Here is a 21,207-nt window from a genome sequence, read left to right on the forward strand (position 1 = left end):
CCGCGTATTCCAACTCCGAAAAGCTCGATTGCATGGCGATCAACCCAACTGTGACGATGACTCATGATCTCAGACTCACGACCAGCACAGACGCCTCAGGCGAATAAATCAGCGCTTCCCTAACGGCGCTTCGGAATATAGAGATCGGTGATAGTGCCTTCGGCCGCCTCGGCAGCGAAGTTCAAGGTCTCCGACAGCGTCGGGTGCGGATGCACCGTCAGCGCCAGATCGCCGGCTTCGGCATCCATCTCCAGCGCCAGCGTCGCCTCGGCGATCAGCTCGCCGGCGTTGGGGCCGACGATGCCGGCACCGAGCACACGCTTGGTCTCGGGATCGAACAAGACCTTGGTCACGCCTTCATCGCGCCCCAGCGACAGCGAACGGCCGCTGGCCGCCCACGGGAACGCACCCTTCTCGTAGGCGATGCCCTGCGCCTTGGCCTCGGTCTCGGTCAGCCCCATCCAGGCGACCTCCGGATCGGTATAAGCCACGGACGGAATGGCGCGGGCGTCGAAATGCGACTTCTGCCCGGCGATGACCTCGGCTGCGACCTTACCCTCATGCGTCGCCTTGTGCGCCAGCATCGGCTGGCCGACCACGTCGCCGATGGCGAAGATATGCGCCACATTGGTGCGTTGCTGGGTGTCGACGGCGATGAAACCGCGCTCGTCCACCTCCACGCCGGCCGCCTCGGCGCCGATCAACTTGCCGTTGGGCGAACGCCCGACGGCAACCAGTACGCGGTCGAAGGTATCCTCGGCCGGCGCCTTGTCGCCCTCGAAACGGCACAACAGCCCTTTCTTACCCGGCTCGATGGCCGTGACCTGCGTCTTGACGAAGACGTTCTCGTAGCGCGCCTTGATGCGCTTCTCCAGCGGCCGCACGATGTCGCGGTCGGCTCCGGGAATAATGCCGTCGGCCAACTCGACCACGGTCACCTTGGCACCCAGCGCGTGATAGACGGTGGCCATTTCCAGGCCGATGATGCCGCCGCCGATGACCAGCAGGCGCTTGGGCACGTCCTGTACCTCCAGCGCGTCGGTGGAGTCCATCACGCGCGGGTCGTCCCAGGGCACGAAGGGCAGCTTGGCCACGCGCGAACCGGCCGCGATGACGGCCTGCTCGAAACGGATCAGCTTGGCGCCGTCGGCGGTTGCCACCGACACCGTATTGGGCGAAGTGAACTTGCCTTCGCCATGGACGATTTCCACCTTGCGCTGCTTGGCGAGCTGCTTGAGACCGCCGGTGAGCTTGCCGATGATGCCGTCCTTGTAGGCGCGGATGCCGTCGAGATCGATCTTCGGCGCGCCGAAACGCACGCCGTGTTCGGCGAATTCGGCAGCCTCGTTGATCACCTGAGCGGTGTGCAGCAGCGCCTTGGACGGGATGCAGCCGACGTTCAGGCACACGCCGCCGATCACGTCATGCTTTTCCACCAGCATCACGCGCTTGCCGAGGTCCGCGGCACGGAAGGCGGCCGTATAGCCGCCCGGGCCGGAACCCAGCACCAGCACCTCGGCCAGCAAGTCGGCGTCGCCGCTTTCGACCGCGGGTGTCGGCTCGGACGTCGGCACGGCTTCGCTCTTGGAATCTGCCGGCGCCGCCGTTTCGGCCGCGGCACTGGGTTCGAGGGTCAGGAGCGGTGCGCCCTGATTGATGCGATCGCCCACCTTGACCAGCAGTTCCTTCACCGTACCGCCCTGCGGCGCGGGAATTTCCATACTCGCCTTATCGGACTCCAGGGTGAGCAGCGAGGCCTCGGCCTCCACCGTTTCTCCTGGCGCGACCAGCACTTCGATGATTTCGACGTCCTTGAAATCCCCGATATCGGGGAGCGTAACGGTGATGTTTTCTGCCATGTGTGACTCCAACGACTAGCAGCAGGCTACAGCAGCATGCGTCGTGTATCGGACAAAAGCTTGCTCAGAAACGAGGTGAAGCGCGCACCCAGCGCGCCGTCGATGACGCGGTGATCGTAGGACAGCGACAGCGGCAGCATCAAACGCGGCACGAACTCGCCATTCTCGTAGACGGGCTGCCAGCTCGTACGCGACACGCCGAGGATGGCCACCTCCGGCGCGTTGATGATCGGCGTGAAGGCCGTGCCGCCGATGCCGCCCAGACTGGAGATGGAAAAACAGCCGCCCTGCATGTCCGAGGGCTTGAGCTTCTTCTCCCGCGCGCGCTTGGACACTTCACCGAGTTCCTGGGCGAGGTCGACCAGACTCTTGCGGTCGACGTCGCGGATCACCGGTACCACCAGACCGTCGGGAGTGTCCACGGCGATACCGATGTGGAAGTACTTCTTGACGATCAGGTTTTCCTGGGTCGGATCGAGCGAGGCATTGAACCGCGGGAACTCGCGCAGCGCGGACACCACCGCCTTCATCAGGAAGGCCAGCATGGTGATCTTCACGCCCTTGGCGGCGTACTCCTCGACCATCTGCTTACGGAACGACTCCAGATTGGTCACGTCGGCCTCGTCGAACTGCGTGACGTGCGGGATACTGACCCAGTTGCGGTGCAGATTCTGGCCGGTGAGCTTGTTGATCTTGGTCAGCGGCTGGGTTTCGATTTCGCCGAACTGACTGAAATCGACCTCCGGCATCGGCGCCACGCCGAGACCGCCCGCCGCGGCGCCGTGGCTCAGCGCCCGTTTGACGTAGGCCTGCACGTCCTCGCGCAGGATGCGGCCCTTGCTGCCGCTGCCGCCGACCTCGCCCAGATCCACGCCGAGCTCGCGTGCGAAGCGGCGCACCGACGGACTGGCGTGTGCCTTGCGGAAGCGCTGCTCGTTCAGATGGGCGGTCGGCGAAGGCTTGGCCGCCGGCGCCGGCTCGGCGGCCGCCTTGGGCGCGGGAGCCGGCGCAGGCGTCTCAGCCGCGGCAGGGGCCGGGGCTTCGGCCGACTTGGCCGCAGGTGCGGGCTTGGCGGCACTCGCCTCGCCCGGTTCCAGCACCAGGATGGGCGAACCCTCGGCAATGTGGTCGCCGACCTTGACGCGCACCTCGCGCACCACGCCGCCCTCCGGCGCCGGAATCTCCATACTGGCCTTGTCCGACTCCAGGGTGATCAGGGAGTCTTCCGCGGCGATGGTGTCGCCGGGTGCCACAAGTACTTCGATGACTTCGACCGACTTGAAGTCGCCGATGTCGGGTACACGGATTTCTTTCAATTCTGCCATTCGTATGCTCCCGGCTTCAGGCGGTGATCGGATGCGGCTTGGCCGGATCGATGCCGTACAGCTCGATCGCCTTGCTCACATCCGCGGCGGGAATGGTGCCCTCGTCGGCCAGCGCCTTGAGCGCGGCAACGGCCACGTGGTAACGGTCGACCTCGAAGTACTTGCGCAACTGGGCGCGCGTGTCGCTGCGACCGAAACCGTCGGTACCGAGCACCACGTAACGACCGGGCACCCATGCACGAATCTGGTCAGCGAAGCTCTTGACGTAGTCCGTGGCGGCGACGAAGGGGCCGCTGCGTCCGGAGAACTTGCGGGTCACGTGGCATTCGCGCGGCGCCTCCTCGGGATGCAGGCGGTTCCAGCGCTCGACTTCGGCACATTCGCGGTGCAGTTCGTTGAAGCTGGTCGCGCTCCAGATGTCGGCGCTGACGCCGAAGTCCTTGTCCAGCAGTTCGGCGGCGGCGATCACCTCGCGCAGGATGGTGCCGGAACCGAGCAACTGCACTTTCTTCTTCTTGCGCCCGCCCTGCTGGAACAGGTACAGACCCTTGACGATGTCCTGCTCCACACCCTTGGGCATCGCCGGCTGATGATAGTTCTCGTTCATCACGGTGATGTAGTAGAAGACGTTCTCCTGCTCGTCGTACATGCGGCGCATGCCGTCGCGCACGATCACTGCCAGCTCGTAGGCGAAGGTCGGATCGTAGCTGACGCAGTTGGGGATCAGCCCGGCCATGATCTGGCTGTTGCCGTCCTGGTGCTGCAAACCCTCGCCGGCCAGCGTGGTGCGCCCGGCGGTGCCGCCCATCAGGAAGCCACGCGCCTGCATGTCGCCTGCGGCCCAGATGAAGTCGCCCACGCGCTGGAAGCCGAACATGGAGTAGAAGGTGAAGAACGGCACCATGTTCACGCCGTGGTTGGCGTAGGCCGTGGCGGCCGCGATCCAGGAGGCGATCGCGCCGGCCTCGTTGAGGCCTTCCTCGATGATCTGACCGCTCTTGTCCTCCTTGTAGAACATGATCTGGTCCTTGTCCTCCGGCGTGTACAGCTGGCCGACGGAGGAGTAGATCCCGAGTTGGCGGAACATGCCTTCCATGCCGAAGGTGCGCGCCTCGTCCGGAATGATCGGCACCACGTTCTTGCCGATCTTCTTGTCGCGCGTGAGCACGGTAAGAATGCGCACCAAGGCCATGGTGGTCGACATCTCGCGATCACCGCTGTCCTCGAGCAGCGACTCGAAGGCCTTGAGTTCGGGGATCTCCAGCGGCGTGGCCAGCGTCTTGCGCACCGGCATGTAGCCGCCCAGCGCCTCGCGCCGCTCGCGCAGGTAGCGCATCTCGGGGCTGTCCTCGGCCGGTCGGAAATACTTGCAGTTGACCACGTCCTCGTCCGACAGCGGGATGTCGAAGCGATCACGGAAGGCGAGCATGTCGTCGTCGTGCAGCTTCTTCTGCTGATGAGTGCGGTTCTGGCCCTGACCGGCGCTGCCCATACCGTAGCCCTTCACGGTATGCGCCAGGACCACGGTCGGCTGACCGGTGTGCTTGGCCGCCGCAGCATAGGCGGCGTAGACCTTGTACGGGTCATGACCACCGCGATTCAGACGCCACACGTCCTCGTCGGACATGGTGGCGACCATGGCCTTGAGTTCCGGATACTTGCCGAAGAAGTGTTCGCGCACGTAGGCGCCGTCCTTCGACTTGTAGTTCTGGTACTCGCCGTCGACCGCTTCCATCATGCGCCGCTGCAGCAGGCCGTCCTGGTCACGGGCGAGCAGCGGATCCCAGTAACGGCCCCACAACACCTTGATCACGTTCCAGCTGGCGCCGCGATACAGCGCCTCGAACTCCTGCACCACCTTGCCGTTGCCGCGCACCGGGCCGTCCAGGCGCTGCAGATTGCAGTTGATGACGAAGATCAGATTGTCGAGCTTCTCGCGCGCGGCGAGCGAAATGCCGGCCATGCTCTCGGGCTCGTCCATCTCGCCGTCGCCGATGAAGCACCACACCTTGCGGTCGCGCGTGTCGGCGATGCCGCGGTCGTTCAGGTACTTCATGAAGCGCGCCTGATAGACCGCCTGCAGCGGACCAAGACCCATCGACACGGTCGGGAACTGCCAGAAATCGGGCATCGACCAGGGATGCGGATACGAGGGAATGCCCTTGCCGTCGACTTCCTGGCGGAAGTTGTCGAGCTGTTCCTCGCTCAAACGGCCCTCGAGGAAGGCGCGCGCGTAGTTGCCGGGCGAGGAATGTCCCTGGAAGTACACCAGATCGCCGCCGTGCTCGTGCGTCGGCGCGCGCCAGAAATGGTTGAAGCCGACGTCGTACAGCGTGGCGATGGAGGCGAAACTGGCGATGTGACCGCCGAGTTCGGAACTCTTGCGGTTGGCCTTCACCACCATGGCCAAGGCGTTCCAGCGGATCAACGAGCGGATGCGCCGCTCCATGGCCGGATCGCCGGGCAGGATCGCCTCGAGATGCGGCGGAATCGTGTTCACGTAGGCGGTATTGGCGGAATACGGCAGAAAGGCGCCGGAACGACGGGCCTTGTCGACCAACTGTTCGAGCAGAAAATGGGCGCGATCGACGCCTTCGCGTTCGATCACCGACTCCAACGCATCGATCCATTCCTGGGTTTCGAGAGCGTCGTCGTCCATCAGAGGGGTTATGGCGTTCATGCATACCTCCACACATTAGGCGGGGATGCCCGCATCCGCTCGGCACGAGCCGGCGCAGGCACAAGCACCCCGCGACATGGGACGGGATGCAGGACGGGATTCAGCCTTTAAAGAGACCCTGAGGAATCGACAGCGGAGACGCACCGTCGGTCGGTATTGTCACCACGCCCGCGTGCTTGTTGTGTACGACAGGCTCCGGCGGCTGCATTCCATGCGCATCGCGCTGCATCCATCTGGCTTGTTCCTTCAGCGGTTATATCAATTTCAAGGTTGCACAGGGTCTGTTCACGCGAACGTCTGGTAACGGCCAAAGCGCATCTCTCGGGCCGGGATTGGTCGCTTTGCAGACACCACAACGGACCGAGTAGCCGCGTGAACAGGCCCTAGTATAGACCGCAAAGCGCACAAATATGATCCAGCTTGCACGCGTGCGCGGTCAAGAAGCCCTGTCGGTCCAGTTACTATTTCGCTACCGAGCCACCGCAGCCACCGCTCGCCGCGACGGTCGGCATGCGGTAAGCTCAACGCCATGTCCAAATCATACGCAAACTCGGCCGACACCGACTTCACTCCCATGGGCCAGCGCTTTCGCGGTTTCCTGCCCGTGGTGGTCGACGTCGAAACGGGCGGCTTCAATCCACGCACCGACGCCTTGCTGCAAATCGCCGCCGTCACGCTGCGCATGGACTCTGCCGGCTACTTCGAACGCGACCAGACCCTTTCGCGGCATGTCGCCCCATTCGAGGGCGCGAACGTCGAGGCCGCCTCGCTGGCGGTCAACGGCATCGACCCCTACCATCCGCTGCGTCCGGCCGTTTCGGAAGGACAGGCGCTGAGCGACATCTTCAAGGAAATACGACGCGCAGTGCGAGAAAACGAATGCACCCGCGCCATTCTGGTCGGCCACAATGCCGCCTTCGACCTATCGTTCCTGAACGCCGCGGTCGAACGCGCATCGATCAAGCGCAATCCATTCCACCCTTTCAGCAACTTCGACACGGTCACCCTCTCCGCCCTGGCCTATGGGCAGACCGTATTGTCGCGCGCAGCCAAGGCCGCAGGCATGGAATGGGACAACGAATCCGCACACAGCGCAACCTACGACGCCGAACGCACCGCCGACCTGTTCTGTTCCGTGCTCAATCAGTGGCAGCGTACCAACGGGGACTAGCAGGCTGGTGAATTCTACTCATGCGACGTAATAGCAAGTCAGAATCGGGTTCTTGTGCCAATTCAACCCCGTAAACTGCGCTTTTTGGCGAGCGCGGCCTTGTCTCTGCGCGCTGCTCGGCTGACGCGAAAATCCTCTCCAGAAGGATTTTTCGTCCGACTTTTCCTTATCTCGCACTCGCCTGAGCGACACAACAACAACCCGCTAGTGCTCCATGCTCGAAGTTCGGGTAAAACTCCCCCCTAGGGACCTTCAGTGCATATGCCGGCCCTCTCGGACGAACGTACGCGGCAAGACGGCCCCACACCGGCCCAGGCAGTTGGAGCTTCCTTCGGTATTTTCACAAAACCACTTCTCCCACCCCAAAACAGCGTGAAGCGGGGACACCAATGCCATTCATACGGCATTTTGAGGTAAATTCCAATCACAGGAAGGCTGTGGCGACACGCATACTGAAACGGGCAGCTCCCGCAACAGCGAAGGCATACCCGGATAGGCCGCAGTTTGGAGAGGGAACATGAGCCAAGCTCTGAGCATCATCATCGTCGACGACATGCAGTTCAGCCGCGCCGTCATGCGCAGCGGCCTGCTCAAGCTCGGCTACGAGGACATTCGCCTGGCCGCGAGCGGCGAAGAAGTCCTGCGCATGACCGCCGAACGCTATGCGGACGTCATCATCGCCGACTGGGTCATGCCGAGCATGAACGGCCTCGAACTACTGGAAACCATCCGTAGGGAAGACCAGAAACGCGACTGGTACACCGCCTTCATTCTATTCACCGCCAAGGACGAACAACATGCCATGCTCGAGGCCTTCCGGCGTGGCGTCGACGACTATCTGATCAAGCCGGCCGACCCTGACGAACTGGCCGCACGTGTATACGGGGCGGGCCGTGTGGCCGCACTGAACAACGGTCTCCTGCAAACCAGCAACGCCCTGCGGGCCGCCAACCGCGAGCTGCTCGAAAGCAACCTCATCGACAACCTCACCGGACTCGGCAACCGCCGTTACCTGGAACAGCGGCTCCAGTCCATGCTGCGCTACGCACACGAACGCGAAGGCGCGGTCTGTACCGTACTACTGGCCATCGATCACTTTCGTCAGATCAACGACGAATACGGGCGCGATTGCGGCGATGAAGTTCTCGCCAGCGTCGCCTTGCGGCTGCGCAACTCCGTGCGGCCGACAGATGTGGTCGCACGATATGGCGGCGACACCTTCGCCGTAGCCGCCCTGCATGCGGATCCCAGCCACATATCCAACCAACAGGTCGAGCGCCTGGTCCAGACCGTCAGCGCACCCGCCTATCACACGGACAACGGCGACGTGAGCCTCAGCGCTTCACTGGGCGCGAACATCTACCGCCACGGCGCCATCTGCACCCCGCTCAGCAACATTCTGCACAATGCCGAACAGAATCTGACCGCTGCACGCCAAACCGGTCGATCGCGCGCCGTCAGTTCCTGACACCGCACCCCAGGCCCACCCGGAACGAAAAACGCCCCCGTTTCAGGGAGCGTTGACGGCATGCTCGAAACTCAGGCCTGTTCCTGATTCTGCACCTTGCTCTTGATGGCCTCTTCGACCATCGACTTGAGTTCACCGTTTTCGAACATTTCGATGGTGATGTCACAGCCGCCTACGAGTTCGCCACCGATGTACAGCTGCGGGAACGTCGGCCAATCGGCAAAGCGCGGCAGATTCTCGAAGATCTCCGGATCGGCCAACACGTTGACATAGGCGAACTCGGCATCGCAACGCTTCAGGGCTTCGGCCGCGCGAGCCGAAAAGCCGCACATCGGAAACTGCGGCGTACCCTTCATGTAGATCACCACGGGGTTGTTTTCGACCTGCTCGCGGATACGATCCATGACATCCATGGCTATCACTCCTGCTTGATACATATAAGAATCGGCTGATCAGTCTAACTCCATATGCCAATTCCCGACAGGGGAGCTGCGACATGTCGGGTACATCGCCGGGCGCGACGCGCTATAGTGCGGTGCGCCAGTCCGCTACAGCCCAAGACTATCGCCGCATGCCCATAGAACTGCGTCATCTGCGCTATTTCATCGCGGTCGCCGACGAACTGCACTTCGGCCGCGCAGCCGAACGCCTGGGCATTTCCCAACCACCGCTCAGCCAGCAGATCCGCCAGCTCGAGAGCAGCCTCGACGCACAACTGCTGCGGCGCAGTAACCGACGCGTGGAACTGACGGAAGCAGGCCGCGCGTTCCTCGGCGAGGCACGCGACATCCTGATCCGCACCGAACGGGCGATCGACCTGACGCGACGCGTGGCGCGCGGGCAAACCGGCGAACTGCGCATAGGCTTCACCGCCTCCACCCCGCTGAGTGGCAGAATCCCGCGGACCATTTCTGCCTTCCGCCGTGCGCATCCGGACGTTCACCTGCTGCTGGAGGAACTCCCCACGCTGCAGCAGATCGACGCCCTGCTGGACAAGCGCCTGCACCTGGGCATCGTCCGCCCCGCGGAGCTGCCTCCGGCGCTCGTGGCGCGCGCCTTGTTCAGCGACCCGCTGGTCGCGGTAATGCCCCGCGACCATCCGCTGCTCGCGACCCTGCCACCGAACGCATCGCTCGGGTTGGAAACACTGGCCGAGGAACCCTTCGTCGTGTTCAACCGCGCCGCCGGCACCGGCATTCATGATCAGATCGTCGCCCTGTGCATGGCTGCCAACTTCAGTCCGCGCATCAGTCAGGAAGCGGCCGAGCCTTCTACCATCATCGGCCTGGTCGCCGCGGGCATGGGCGTATCCATCCTGCCCGCTTCCTACGAGCACATCGAAGTCGAAGGCGTCAGCTATGTCCCGCTGAGCGGCAGCGGGGCGGATTCCGTCATCCATATGGTGCAAAGAAGCGACGAACGCTCGCCGCTGGTAGCCGAATTCGCACGCATGCTGATCGCGGAAGCGGCGCACGGCGCGCCGACTTGAGCTTTATTGTTGTGCGGTATGCGGATGCATTGGAGTTCCCAAGGTCCTGCTAGTGCGGTGCGCTGGGATTGTCCATGTTTCGGCACTTGGGATGAAAGTTTCTTCGCGCGTGAGTAAAGGCAACATACTTGCTGGCCGTGGCAGCCCGTTTCGGGCGCGATTCGATGCCTGGGGATTTGCTCTGAATTGGTGACGCGCCCGAGCCGATTTGTTCGGCGCATCCCTGCGCCTTACCCCTTCGGGGCTGGCGCGAAAAATTGCTCCCGGCGATTTTTTCTTTGAAATGCGCAGAGCAACCGGCGAAAGAAACGCACCCCACGGATCGTTTGTCCCTACGGGCAACCTCGCGAACGCACCCCTGAACGGGGGCCCGCAGCCATTCGCGTCCTGCGAAGTGCTGCTTGGCCGGCTTCCCTGCCGGCCATCCCCCCCTCAGGCGCACGCCCGCGAGGCAAGCGATCAGGGGGCCGAACGTCAAAACCGGGCGAGTCAGAAACTGAATCGCTCTAAATCAGCTTGGTAGCAGATCAAACATTTGGGTTGCGCCCTGTTTTGACTCCCCGGTTCCCGTGTGGCCTTGCCTCGAGCGTGCGCCCCGGCGCGGGCTCGGGCGGCAGGACGCCGCCCGAGCAGGCTTTGCCAGGAGGGCAAGTGCCTGCGGTGCCCCGCGACGGGGCGTGCGCTCGAGGTCTGCCCGTCAGGGACAAGGCACAGCACTCTGCACCTATGCCATTGGCGGCTGCAGTGGGCTTGTGTGCGTTCAGGGCACGGCGCGGTGCGCAGGCAATGGCCATTGCCCTTGGCAAGCGCCACAACGCGGCCATGGGCGCACACAAGCCAACCCGAAGGGCGACTCCAGGCTATCCCGCCCCGGTGTTGCGCCGCTGGCGAAGGCAATATGCCTTCCCTGCACGGCGCGCCTTGTGGCGAAACAGCCTGGAGTCGCTGCAGCCGCCAATGGCACAGGTGCAGAGTGCTTGGGGTGCCTTTCTTTCGCCCCTTTCTTTGGGCATGCAAAGTAAAGAGGCTCAAGCGTGTCACCTCGATTGATCGAAGCCGCAAACCTCAAATCGCGCCCGAAACCGATCACCCAAGCCGACAAGTACGCCACCTTCAGGCACACAAGATCAAAACCACCAACACAGCCCTAAATCGATCTAGCTACCGGCCGAATCCGCCGCCCCCAGCGGCGCCAACCGCACAAGACGCAACGCGACCCCTAGACCGGCCAGGGTAAGCAGGCCAGTAAACGCCGCAACGCCCGCCCAACCCTCTGCGCTCCAGAAAAACCCGCCACAGAAGCCCGCTATGCTCGAACCCATGTAGTAGGAAAACAGATACAACGACGAGGCCTGCGCCTTCGAGCTGCCGGCGCGCCGTCCAACCCAGCTACTGACGATCGAATGCCCGCCGAAAAAGCCGAAGGTCAGCACCGCCAACCCCAGGACCACTGCCGGCAAGGGACGAAGCAACGTCAGGCCGATCCCGGCGAGAATCAGCGCGAACGCCGTCCACAGCATCCGGTGTCGCCCCAACCGCCCTGCCAGATGCCCCATCCAGGCCGAGCTGAAGATACCGACCAGATAGACCGCGAAGATCGCGCCCACCACACCTTGACTGAGGCCGTAGGGCGCCCCCAGCAAGCGGTAGCCGGTATAGTTGTAGACGGTGACGAAGGTGCCCATGAGCAGAAAGCCGGCAGCGAACATCCACGGCAAGCCATCGTCCCGCAGCAGCTGCCCAGCGCCGAACCGCCGATGAACAGCCCCATACCCAGCCCGATCGAGCGTGCGGCCATTTCCTCGCTGAGATAGGCCATGGCGATGGCCGGCAACCCGCTCAGGGTCAAGCCCATGAGCGCGCGCATCAGCAGCAGCCCATGCCAGCTATGGGTGAAAGCCAGCGCCATGGTCAGCAGACCGGAGGCCAGCAACGACGCCACCATGACGGGTTTGCGCCCATAGGCATCGGAAAACGCGCCGGCAACGAGCATGGCAAAGGCCAGCACGCCGGTCGTGAACGACAGCGAAAGACTGCTGATCGCCGCCGCGACGTGAAAATCGCGCGAGAATTCGGGCATCAACGGCTGCACGCAGTAGAGCAGCGCGAAGGTGGCGAACCCCGCCGCGAACAGCGCGAGATTGGTGTGTCGGAAGGCTTGACTGCCGTGTTCGATATACCCGGCCGGCGGCGCCACGGCGACGCCTCCGACCATGCTTTCAGCACGCATCCCTGTCCTCGGTCGAAAAGCTCCGCGGGCGAAACCGCGGACCAGCTCACGATACGACCGAACCAGATATGCATCAATGATGTAAAACGTCCCGTTTAAGACGTTTTACATATCAAATGTAAAGCCGAACGAAAGGTAGGCGACACTCAGATCGCCTCCCCGCCCAGATGGCGCTGCAGCCAGAGTTCCAGCAGCGCCAGGTGCCACAGCTTGTTGCCGCGGATTGCTGTGAAGCTGCTCTCGGCCTCGGGATCGGCGAGCAACGCGTCGACATAGTCGCGATTATACAAACCGCGCTCGCGGCAGGCCTGCGAATTGAGCAGATCGGCCATGAATTCATAGGCTTCGCCGCGCACATACTTCAGCGCCGGCACCGGGAAGTAGCCCTTGGGCCGGTCGATCACGGCATCCGGAATGCGCCCGCGTGCAACCTGCTTGAGCACGTGCTTACCGCCGCTGCGGAACTTGAGTTCAGGCGGCATGCTGGCCGCCAGTTCCACCAGTTCGTGGTCGAGGAAGGGCACGCGCGCCTCCAGGCCCCAGGCCATGGTCATGTTGTCCACGCGCTTGACCGGGTCGTCGACGATCAACGTGGTCACGTCCAGGCGCAGCACCTGGTCGATGAACTCATCGGCGTCCGGCTCGGCGAGTCGCTCGGCGATGTAGGCCGAGGTAACGTCGTCGGTGGCATAGGCGGGTGCGACGGTGCGCAGGTACTCGGCATGGTCGCGGTCGAAATACAGTGGGCGGAAGCGGTCGATCGCATCGCCTTGCGCCTCGGCCATGCGCGGATACCAGAAATAGCCGCCGAACACCTCGTCCGCGCCCTGCCCCGACTGCACCGCCTTGACGTGGCGCGAGACCTGCCCGGCGAGCAGGTAGAAGGCCACCGCATCCTGCGCCACCATCGGCTCGGACATCTGGTCGACCGCCTCGGGCAGGCGGGTGAGCACCTCGCTGTTGGGAATCTCGAACTTGAAGTGCTCGGTGGCATAGCGCTCGGCGACCGGGTCCGAATATTCGAACTCGCTGCCCTTCTCCTCCGGCTGATCCTCGAAACCGACGGTGAAGGTCTTGAGCCCGCTGGCGCCGGATTCGGCCAGCAGCGCGACCAGCAGGCTGGAATCCAGGCCGCCGGACAGCAGCACGCCGACCGGCACGTCGGCGATGCGCAGCCGGCGCTCGACCGCCACGCGCAGCGCCTCGTGCACGGCCTCCGTCCACTCCTGTTCGCTGCGCGGCACGGCGGGGCGCGTCGCACTCAGCGTCCAGTAGCGGCGCATGTGCGCACGGCCGTCCTTGCCGATGCTCAGCGTGTGCGCCGGCGGCAGCTTGCGCACGCCCTTGAACAGCGTACGCGGCGCCGGCACCACGGCGTGCAGCGTCATGTGGTGGTGCAGCGCCAGGGCATCCAGATCGGTATCGACACCCGCGGCCAGCAACGCCTGCAGGTTCGAGGCGAAACGGAAGCTCTTCGACGTCTCGCTGTAGTACAGCGGCTTGATGCCCATGCGGTCTCGGGCCAGAAACAGCCGGCGCTCCCGCGCATCCCAGATGCCGAAAGCGAACATGCCCAGCAAGCGCTCCACGCAACGCTCGCCCCACTGCGCATAGGCTTTGAGAATTACCTCGGTATCGCCGCTTGAACGGAAACTATGCCCCAGGCCCAGCAACTCGCGGCGCAGTTCGGGATAGTTGTAGATCGTGCCGTTGAAAACGATCGTCAGCCCGGTTTCGGCGTCCTGCATAGGCTGGTCGGCCGCGGCCGAAAGATCGATGATCGACAACCGGCGATGACCAAGCGCGGCGCAACCGTCGCAAAAATGACCCTCGTGGTCCGGGCCGCGTCGGCGCAGCCGATCCAGCATCGCCTGCATGACCCGTTCCTGCGGCAAGGATCCGTCCAATCGCAGCTCGCCCGCGATTCCGCACATAGCAACTCCTGACATGAATTTTCGATGAACCTGCGACGAGCGCCAATTCTGCCGCTGCGCGCCGTCCGACACACCGGGCAACGCAAAATCACGGCCCCGGCCCGCTTGAGTCAATTACTCGGAATTATTGCATGTCCAGCCGACGTGGCCTATTTTAGGGCGGTCGGGCGTCGTCCCGAACATCTGCATTCAGAGCCGGCCCACGGCCGGATCCGCGGACGGCGCGGCACCCCATACCACCCCATCATTCAAAGGAGTGAACCCATGGCATTCGAACTGCCTCCGTTGCCTTATGACAAGAACGCCCTGGAGCCGCACATTTCGGCGGAAACCCTGGAGTTCCATCACGACAAGCACCACGCCACCTACGTTACCAACCTGAACAAGCTGGCGCCCGGCACCGAGTTCGAAAGCGCCAGCCTCGAAGACATCATCCGCAAGGCCCCGGCCGGCGGCGTCTTCAACAATGGCGCTCAGGTATGGAACCACACCTTCTACTTCGCCGGCATGGGCCCGAACGGCGGTGGCGAACCGGCCGATGAGCTGGCCGAGGCGATCAACAAGGCCTTCGGCAGCTTCGCCGAGTTCAAGGAGAAGTTCGCCGCCTCCGGCGCAGGCAACTTCGGCTCCGGTTGGACCTGGCTGGTCAAGAAGGCCTCCGGCGACCTGGACATCGTCAACACCAGCAACGCCGCCAACCCGCTGCGCGACGGGCTCACCCCGCTGCTGACCGTCGACGTGTGGGAACACGCCTACTACATCGACTACCGCAACGCCCGTCCGAAGTACCTGGACGCGTTCTGGAACGTGGTGAACTGGGACTTCGTGGCCAAGAACCTCGCAGCCTGAAACCCTGCCATGCCCCCGCCCCGCCGCTCTCCCTAACGGCGGGCGGGGCACCTTCGGCAAGCAAACACCGCTTGCCTCCTCCCTCGGCCGAATCCACACGGGTTTCAATGAAATCCGCCCGGGCTTATCATCCTTCGAGTCCGCTCAGGGAGGGGAGATGCATGAACGAGCAACTCAGAATCCTGTTAAATGAGGCGCTGCAAAAACAAAAGGCCTGCGAGAAGATCGCGGCCGAAGCAACACCGCTACAACCCGACGAAATCATCGAACGCTTGCGAACGCTCGAGCGCAAATCGTGGTCGGAGTCCCCGCTCGAGCCCGAGAACCGTCCGCTGGAGTACCGCTTCCTGTTGTCGCTGCTCAACGAGCCGGCGATTCTCGAATCCCGCTATACCGCCAACGAGCACGTCTTCCTGAAAGGTCTCGTCGCGCAACGCTACATCGAGGTTCTGGAACAGATTGACGATGCGGCAACCCTCATGGAACTTGCCGGCCACTGCCATCCGCAGCTGCGCCCCTTCGCCGTCTCACGCTTCCAGCTCGTTCTGCCGCACGCCCTGCAGGACCTTACGCCGACGACCATTCCCACATGGTTCGTGCGCCTGCTACGCCAACCGACCGAAATGCTGGATTTTCTTTCCGTCGAAAGCTGCCATCAACTGACGACGAAAATCGAAAGCCTTCTCGCCGTAATCTGACGGTTCCTGGCCCCGTTGACAGGCTGTTGTTGCCTCTCAGGTGAGTACGAGCGAAGGAAGAAGCGGGCGAAAAATCCTTCTGGAAAGGATTTTCGCATCAGCCATACAGCAGGCAGGCACGAGGACGTGCTTGCCAAAAAACGCAGTTTACAGAGTGTAAATGAGCACAAGAACCCGATCCTGACACGCTATCGCGCCGCATGAGTCGAAGTTCAACAGCCTGTCAATACCGTTTACCACTGGTCTGGTAAATAACCCCGAACCTATGCTTATAATCGAAGTGGACCGGCAGCCCGCAGTGCTGCCGTTTTTGTTTCAGTCCTGATGCGAGCGACGGCAGACCATCGTTGGACATATTTAAAGAGAAGCAGCCGTGAGCGATTTCCTGATGCACACCTATACACGCCAACCGGTCACGTTCACCCGCGGCGAAGGGCCATGGCTTTACGACGACCAGGGCAAACGCTACCTCGACGCTATCTCAGGCATCGCAGTTTGCGGCCTGGGGCATGCCCATCCGGCCGTGAGCGAGGCACTGTGCGAACAGGCCCGCACCCTAGTCCACACTTCCAATCTCTACCAAGTGGCGGCGCAGGAAGCGCTAGGACGACGACTGTGCACGCTGGCGGGCATGGATGCGGCGTTCTTCGGCAACTCCGGCGCCGAAACCAATGAAGCCGCGCTCAAACTGGCACGGCTTTACGGGCACAAACGCGATATTGCCGAGCCCGAGATCGTGGTGATGGAACAAAGCTTTCACGGCCGCACTCTCGCGACGCTGAGCGCCACCGGCAACCGCAAGATTCAGGCGGGTTTCGAACCTCTGGTACGCGGTTTCGTGCGTGCTCCGTTCGGCGACCTCGAAGCTCTGCACCAGATCGCCGACAACCGTCCCAACGTGGTCGCCGTACTGGTCGAACCGGTACAGGGAGAGGGCGGCATCCGCATTCCCCCTGCCGATTATCTCAACGGCCTGCGCGCGCTGTGCGACGAATTCGGATGGCTGCTCATGCTCGACGAAATCCAAAGCGGCATGGGCCGCTCCGGGCGCTGGTTCGCACATCAACTCGCCGGCATCCGCCCTGACGTCATGACGGTGGCCAAGGCCTTGGGCAACGGCATGCCCATCGGGGCCTGTCTGGCACGCGGCGAAGCGGCCAAGTTGTTCGCCCCTGGCAAGCACGGCTCGACCTTCGGCGGCAACCCGCTGGCCTGCCGGACCGCATTGGCGGTGCTCGACACCATCGAGGCCAACGGCCTGGTCGAACGCGCCGCCGCTCTCGGCCAGCGCATGCTCGGCGGATTTCGCGAAGCCCTGAAGGGCGTCGAGGGCGTGACCGAAGTGCGCGGACTCGGCCTGCTGCTCGGCATAGAACTCGAGCGCCCCTGCGGCGAACTCGTCGGCCGCGCGCTGGAACGCGGCCTGCTGATCAACGTCACCTACGGCAACGTGATCCGGCTGCTGCCGCCACTGGTGATCGATGACGAACAAGCTCACAGCATCGTCGACGGCGTAGCCACGCTGGTACGCGAATTCCTCGCCGAATCCGCGGAGGGCTGAAAATGTCCGTACGCCACTTCCTTTCCCTGCGCGACCTCTCGGCCGACGAACTGCGCCGAGTCATCTCCCGCGCCAGCGAACTTAAGGCGATCCAGCGCCGCGGCGATCGCCATACGCCGCTGCAGGGCAAGACCCTCGGCATGATCTTCGAGAAATCCTCGACCCGCACGCGCGTGTCCTTCGAGGTCGGCATGGCCCAGCTCGGTGGCCACGCGCTGTTCCTCTCACCGCGCGACACCCAGCTCGGGCGCGGCGAGCCCATCGAGGACACGGCCCGCGTACTTTCGCGCATGGTCGACGTAGTCATGATCCGCACCTTCGCACATGAAACGCTGGAGCGTTTCGCTGCGTATTCGCAGGTGCCGGTGATCAACGGCCTGAGCGACGATGTGCATCCCTGCCAACTGCTGGCGGACCTGCAGGCCTACCACGAACACCGCAGCGACATCCGCGGGCGCACCGTGGCCTGGATCGGCGACGGCAACAACATGTGCCACTCCTGGATCAACGCCGCCGCGCTGCTCGACTTCAAACTGCGCGTGGCCTGCCCAGAAGGCTACGAACCCGACCCGCGTTTCGTCGAAGCCGGCGGCGAGCACGTCGAGGTCATGCGCGACCCTCGTGCCGCGGCATCGGGCGCCGACCTCGTGACCACCGACGTCTGGGCCAGCATGGGCCAGGAAGAGGAACAGGCGCGCCGCGCGGCCGCCTTTGCCGCCGACTACCAGGTCGACGCGGTACTGATGGCCAAGGCCGCGCCGGAAGCCGTATTCATGCACTGTCTGCCTGCGCACCGCGGCGAGGAAGTCGCCGCCGGGGTCATCGACGGCCCGCAGAGCGTAGTCTGGGACGAGGCCGAAAATCGGCTGCACGCCCAGAAGGCACTGATCGAATTCCTCCTCGGAGCCTATATCTGAAGATGAGCCGGGCCGAGCCGCGAGTCCGCATCCTGCTCGGCTCCGTCATTGCCATGGGGCCGGGCAAGGCCGATCTGCTCGAAGCCATCGAGGCCGAGGGCTCGATTTCCGCCGCCGCGCGGCTCATGGGCATGTCCTACCGGCGCGCTTGGCTGCTGGTCGACACCATGAATCAGAGCTTTCGCGAAGCCCTGGTGGAAACCGCTGCTGGCGGCAAGGGCGGCGGCGGCGCACGCGTGACCGATTTCGGCCGCGACATGCTGGCCCGTTACCGTGAAATGGAAACCAAGGCGGGTGCCGCCATTGCGGACGAAATCAGCGCTTTCAGCACCTATCTGACGCCACCACAGGACTGAAGGCTCATTCGTTACCCGGCCCCGGCGGCAGCGGTTCCTCAAGCACCCGCACGATGCGCAGGCGCGCCGCCTCGCTCAGACCAGCCGCGGATGGGCAATTCAGGGCCTCCTCGATCCAGCCCAGCTGCCTGGAATAGGTACGGCAGTTGGAACAGATTCCCAGATGCACGGCGAGAACCAGGCGGTTCATCCCTTCCAGGCCTTCGTCACGCGAACGCGAAAGCAACTCCGCCGCTCGTCGGCAAGTAATGCGGATCATTGCGCTTCTGCCAGCCAGTGCAGTTCCAGGCACTGGCGCAACGCCAGGCGGGCGCGGTGCAGCAACACATGCAGATGGTTGCGCTTGATCGCCATGATCTCACAGGCCTCAGCCACCTCCAGTTCGCCGATCAAACATAGCCGAAACGCCTCCCGCTGATGCGAACTCATACCCTCGGTGCAACGGTCCACGACCTCCCGGAATGCCTCGACCTCATACGCCTTGGGCGGATCGCCGTCCCAGCGCTGCAGACGCTCGCGCCAATGGCCATCCTCGCGAAAGCACAGAGCCTCGATTTCGTCGCCTTCGAAATCCTCGTCCGGCGCGACGCCCGCCTTCAACTCGCGTGCCGCCTCGCGCCCGCTGCGGCGCAGGTGGTCGACCAGCTTGTGGCGCAGAATGCCGGTCAGCCAAGTGCGCTCCTGCGCCTGTCCACGATAGCTGCCGCGCGCCTGCCATGCGGCCAACAACGTTTCCTGAACAAGATCCTCGGCCACATCGGCCTGTCCCGTCCGCCGCCACGCGTAGCGGTATAGCGCATCGCCGTGCGCCTGCAACCACTGTTGCGGATCGCCCCCTTCGACGGCTTCATCTGCGCGGCCACTCATCCTCACACCTAGTTACCCCTTTCCAAAGCGATTCCACATAGACCATCCCGTAACGAAAGCATAGCCGTCGTGCCGGGAGACGGATGCAAGCTTCATCCACGCAGCGCGTCTCTAACGGGCGAAGCCATCCATGCTTAGTCGCCGGAAAGGCCGGTAACCTTACAGGTTGCCGCAAAATTCTTCGGAATCAGGGTCGCGAGGCCGCAACCTCCTGCAACGTGTTGCTCAAATCCGGGCCGCTCAAAGCCCCCTCGATCATATGCACCTTGCCGTCCTTACCGAGAAAGAAAATTTTCGGTACCACCATCTGCCCGCCAGTCAGCTGCAACAAGCGATCGTTTTCCCGCAGCTTCGCATTCGTCGCCGCCTCGATATGCGTCACAGGCACGATACCGCCTAGCTTGCCACGCGCGCTCACGAACTTGTTCTCGTTTTCGCGCAACGCCGCCACAGGATCCTTCGCCTGCAGCAAGGCGGCGGCCTTGCCGAGGCTCGTAGGCGTGAGGATAGCCACAGGCAACCAGCGGAACTGTACGTTCTTCAGATGCGCCTGCGATTCCGTGTACACCACATGGCAGTATGGGCAGTTGGGATCGAAGATGACGTAGACCACTCGCGCACCCTGCCCTTCGGCGATCCAGTTCGCCTTGGCCGCCTGAGCCAGAAACTTCTGCCCGGTGATGGCATGCGCCGACAAAGGCGTCAATGCGGCAAAAAGAACGGCGAAAATCGCAAGTCTCCGCCGTAGCATGGCCAGAAGCGGAAGTCCCTCAAGGCTTGATATAGGCAAAGCCCTTGCCCTCCAATTGACCGATCCGCACCACGCCGGCCGGCACCACCGTGGCGGCGGAATTGATCGCTGGCATGTGTCCCAGCTTCTTGCCCATGTGTTCCATGGTGTTGTGACAGGCATCGAATTCCACGCCCTCCATGGCCACACTCTGCACGCGCGAAGCCACCTTGCTGTTCTTGAGCAGCATTTTCAGGCCGGGGCCATAGGCCACGATCACCACCTGCACGTCGGAAGGACCATAGTAGTTGAGCAGGTTTTGCGCGTTATTCATGGCCAGCGCCCACATCCCAGGATTGTCCTCGCTGACCTGGATCACGTAGTGATACTTGGCAAAGGGATGAGAGTCACTGCCGGTAGAATCGGCAGCCATGGCGACAACAGGCCCGGCGAACAGACCGATCAACGCCAGACCGGCCAACAACTTGTGGATAGTGCGCATAGTTTGATTCTCCATGCATGGGTGAATATGGCCTCGGCTCGAGCGGCGCAAAACACCGCCGGCGGCCTACCACGCGATATAGGCGTAATTCTTCTGCTGCAACTTGATCAAATCCACCGCACCGCTGGGTACGACGGTCGCCTCGGAGACCAAGTCGCCAGCCGCGAGCTTGGCCGTTTTCATGGTCTGCTCACAGGCGTGAAATTCCACTCCGTACATCGACTGGCTGGAGATCATCTCCCGGATGTACGAATCGAGCTTGTGGCGATTGCTTTGTTCCTTGACCAGCACCCAGATGCCTGGTCCGAAACAGGTCACGACCACGTTCACGTTGTCCGAGTAGCTACGCAGGACAACGGCCACGCTGTGAAGAATCTCCTTAATATAAGCCGGATCGAATTTGTTAAGTTGATACACGACCCTGTTCGCACTATCACCCGAAAACGCGTCCGCACGGCTGCGTTCGGAAAACGCGAACAAACCGCCCGCCACCGCCAGAGAACCCAGCAGACGACGGCGCAGACCACTCTCGGGGAGCGGCCCCTCTTTCTTCCCAGCTCTCATATCCATA

At 63.0% G+C, this 21,207-nt stretch carries 19 protein-coding genes and 1 pseudogene; 8 read left to right on the forward strand and 12 right to left on the reverse strand.

What is annotated here, in order from left to right; all coding sequences use genetic code 11:
- Nucleotides 1-119 precede the first annotated feature (119 nt).
- The 3 genes from lpdA to aceE are packed head-to-tail and all read right to left on the reverse strand — an operon-like array spanning nucleotide 120 to nucleotide 5,864.
- Nucleotides 120-1,859, reverse strand: a complete 1,740-nt coding sequence (lpdA, locus tag P8014_RS16720; RefSeq protein ID WP_337818461.1) for a dihydrolipoyl dehydrogenase — start codon at nucleotides 1,857-1,859, stop codon at nucleotides 120-122.
- 26 nt (nucleotides 1,860-1,885) lie between these two features.
- On the reverse strand, nucleotides 1,886-3,184 hold the full coding sequence (gene aceF / locus P8014_RS16725) for a dihydrolipoyllysine-residue acetyltransferase (protein ID WP_337818462.1): 1,299 nt from the start codon (nucleotides 3,182-3,184) through the stop codon (nucleotides 1,886-1,888).
- A 16-nt stretch (nucleotides 3,185-3,200) separates the two neighbouring features.
- Complete coding sequence (gene aceE / locus P8014_RS16730; protein WP_337818463.1) at nucleotides 3,201-5,864, reverse strand: pyruvate dehydrogenase (acetyl-transferring), homodimeric type; 2,664 nt, start codon at nucleotides 5,862-5,864, stop codon at nucleotides 3,201-3,203.
- Nucleotides 5,865-6,393: 529 nt separating this feature from the next.
- Between aceE and rnt the strand changes: the two genes are divergently transcribed.
- Together rnt and P8014_RS16740 are read left to right on the forward strand one after the other, a co-directional pair.
- On the forward strand, nucleotides 6,394-7,035 hold the full coding sequence (gene rnt / locus P8014_RS16735) for a ribonuclease T (protein WP_337818464.1): 642 nt from the start codon (nucleotides 6,394-6,396) through the stop codon (nucleotides 7,033-7,035).
- Nucleotides 7,036-7,552: 517 nt separating this feature from the next.
- Nucleotides 7,553-8,503 (forward strand): diguanylate cyclase, encoded by a 951-nt coding sequence (locus P8014_RS16740; protein ID WP_337818465.1) that lies wholly within the window; start codon nucleotides 7,553-7,555, stop codon nucleotides 8,501-8,503.
- 71 nt (nucleotides 8,504-8,574) lie between these two features.
- On the opposite strand, the gene grxD is transcribed toward P8014_RS16740, so the two are convergent.
- The gene (gene grxD, locus P8014_RS16745; protein WP_337818466.1) at nucleotides 8,575-8,916 is read right to left on the reverse strand and encodes a Grx4 family monothiol glutaredoxin; all 342 of its coding nucleotides are present in this window, start codon (nucleotides 8,914-8,916) and stop codon (nucleotides 8,575-8,577) included.
- An 83-nt stretch (nucleotides 8,917-8,999) separates the two neighbouring features.
- On the opposite strand from grxD, the gene P8014_RS16750 reads away from it, so the two are divergent.
- Nucleotides 9,000-9,992, forward strand: a complete 993-nt coding sequence (locus P8014_RS16750) for a LysR substrate-binding domain-containing protein (protein ID WP_337818467.1) — start codon at nucleotides 9,000-9,002, stop codon at nucleotides 9,990-9,992.
- A gap of 1,157 nt (nucleotides 9,993-11,149) precedes the next feature.
- Here the strand turns inward: P8014_RS16750 and P8014_RS16755 are convergent.
- From P8014_RS16755 to P8014_RS16765, 3 genes and pseudogenes are all read right to left on the reverse strand, one after another.
- The gene (locus P8014_RS16755) at nucleotides 11,150-11,701 is read right to left on the reverse strand and encodes a hypothetical protein (protein ID WP_337818468.1); all 552 of its coding nucleotides are present in this window, start codon (nucleotides 11,699-11,701) and stop codon (nucleotides 11,150-11,152) included.
- A gap of 26 nt (nucleotides 11,702-11,727) precedes the next feature.
- Nucleotides 11,728-12,222, reverse strand: a pseudogene (locus P8014_RS16760) (MFS transporter); the annotation flags it as partial.
- A gap of 146 nt (nucleotides 12,223-12,368) precedes the next feature.
- The gene (locus P8014_RS16765; protein WP_337818469.1) at nucleotides 12,369-14,156 is read right to left on the reverse strand and encodes an N-acetylglutaminylglutamine amidotransferase; all 1,788 of its coding nucleotides are present in this window, start codon (nucleotides 14,154-14,156) and stop codon (nucleotides 12,369-12,371) included.
- A gap of 264 nt (nucleotides 14,157-14,420) precedes the next feature.
- Between P8014_RS16765 and P8014_RS16770 the strand changes: the two genes are divergently transcribed.
- The 5 genes from P8014_RS16770 to P8014_RS16790 all read left to right on the forward strand — a co-directional run bounded on the left by P8014_RS16770 (nucleotide 14,421) and on the right by P8014_RS16790 (nucleotide 18,537).
- Nucleotides 14,421-15,005, forward strand: coding sequence for a Fe-Mn family superoxide dismutase (locus tag P8014_RS16770; protein WP_337818470.1), 585 nt, complete (start codon nucleotides 14,421-14,423; stop codon nucleotides 15,003-15,005).
- A 161-nt stretch (nucleotides 15,006-15,166) separates the two neighbouring features.
- A complete protein-coding gene (locus P8014_RS16775) occupies nucleotides 15,167-15,703 on the forward strand; it encodes a hypothetical protein (RefSeq protein ID WP_337818471.1) in 537 nt (178 codons plus the stop codon).
- 373 nt (nucleotides 15,704-16,076) lie between these two features.
- Nucleotides 16,077-17,264 carry an aspartate aminotransferase family protein gene (locus tag P8014_RS16780; RefSeq protein WP_337818472.1) on the forward strand — a complete coding sequence of 396 codons (1,188 nt, stop codon included), beginning with the start codon at nucleotides 16,077-16,079 and terminating at the stop codon, nucleotides 17,262-17,264.
- Between the two features lie 2 nt (nucleotides 17,265-17,266).
- Nucleotides 17,267-18,181 (forward strand): ornithine carbamoyltransferase, encoded by a 915-nt coding sequence (argF, locus tag P8014_RS16785; protein ID WP_337818473.1) that lies wholly within the window; start codon nucleotides 17,267-17,269, stop codon nucleotides 18,179-18,181.
- A 2-nt stretch (nucleotides 18,182-18,183) separates the two neighbouring features.
- Complete coding sequence (locus P8014_RS16790; protein ID WP_337818474.1) at nucleotides 18,184-18,537, forward strand: LysR family transcriptional regulator; 354 nt, start codon at nucleotides 18,184-18,186, stop codon at nucleotides 18,535-18,537.
- Nucleotides 18,538-18,541: 4 nt separating this feature from the next.
- On the opposite strand, the gene P8014_RS16795 is transcribed toward P8014_RS16790, so the two are convergent.
- The 5 genes from P8014_RS16795 to P8014_RS16815 form a co-directional block, all read right to left on the reverse strand.
- Entirely contained in the window at nucleotides 18,542-18,796 is a 255-nt protein-coding gene (locus tag P8014_RS16795; RefSeq protein WP_337818475.1) for a hypothetical protein, read from the reverse strand.
- Complete coding sequence (locus tag P8014_RS16800) at nucleotides 18,793-19,404, reverse strand: sigma-70 family RNA polymerase sigma factor (protein WP_337818476.1); 612 nt, start codon at nucleotides 19,402-19,404, stop codon at nucleotides 18,793-18,795. Before P8014_RS16800 ends, P8014_RS16795 begins: the two co-directional genes overlap by 4 nt.
- Nucleotides 19,405-19,591: 187 nt before the next feature.
- Nucleotides 19,592-20,194, reverse strand: a complete 603-nt coding sequence (locus tag P8014_RS16805; RefSeq protein WP_337818477.1) for a thioredoxin fold domain-containing protein — start codon at nucleotides 20,192-20,194, stop codon at nucleotides 19,592-19,594.
- Nucleotides 20,175-20,636 carry a hypothetical protein gene (locus P8014_RS16810; RefSeq protein WP_337818478.1) on the reverse strand — a complete coding sequence of 154 codons (462 nt, stop codon included), beginning with the start codon at nucleotides 20,634-20,636 and terminating at the stop codon, nucleotides 20,175-20,177. Before P8014_RS16810 ends, P8014_RS16805 begins: the two co-directional genes overlap by 20 nt.
- A gap of 66 nt (nucleotides 20,637-20,702) precedes the next feature.
- Nucleotides 20,703-21,206: a DsrE family protein gene (locus tag P8014_RS16815; RefSeq protein ID WP_337818479.1), complete on the reverse strand. Its 504-nt coding sequence runs from the start codon at nucleotides 21,204-21,206 to the stop codon at nucleotides 20,703-20,705.
- Between the last annotated feature and the right edge of the window lies 1 nt (nucleotide 21,207).

It is taken from the genome of Acidihalobacter sp., assembly GCF_037381185.1.
Classification (GTDB): domain Bacteria; phylum Pseudomonadota; class Gammaproteobacteria; order DSM-5130; family Acidihalobacteraceae; genus Acidihalobacter_A.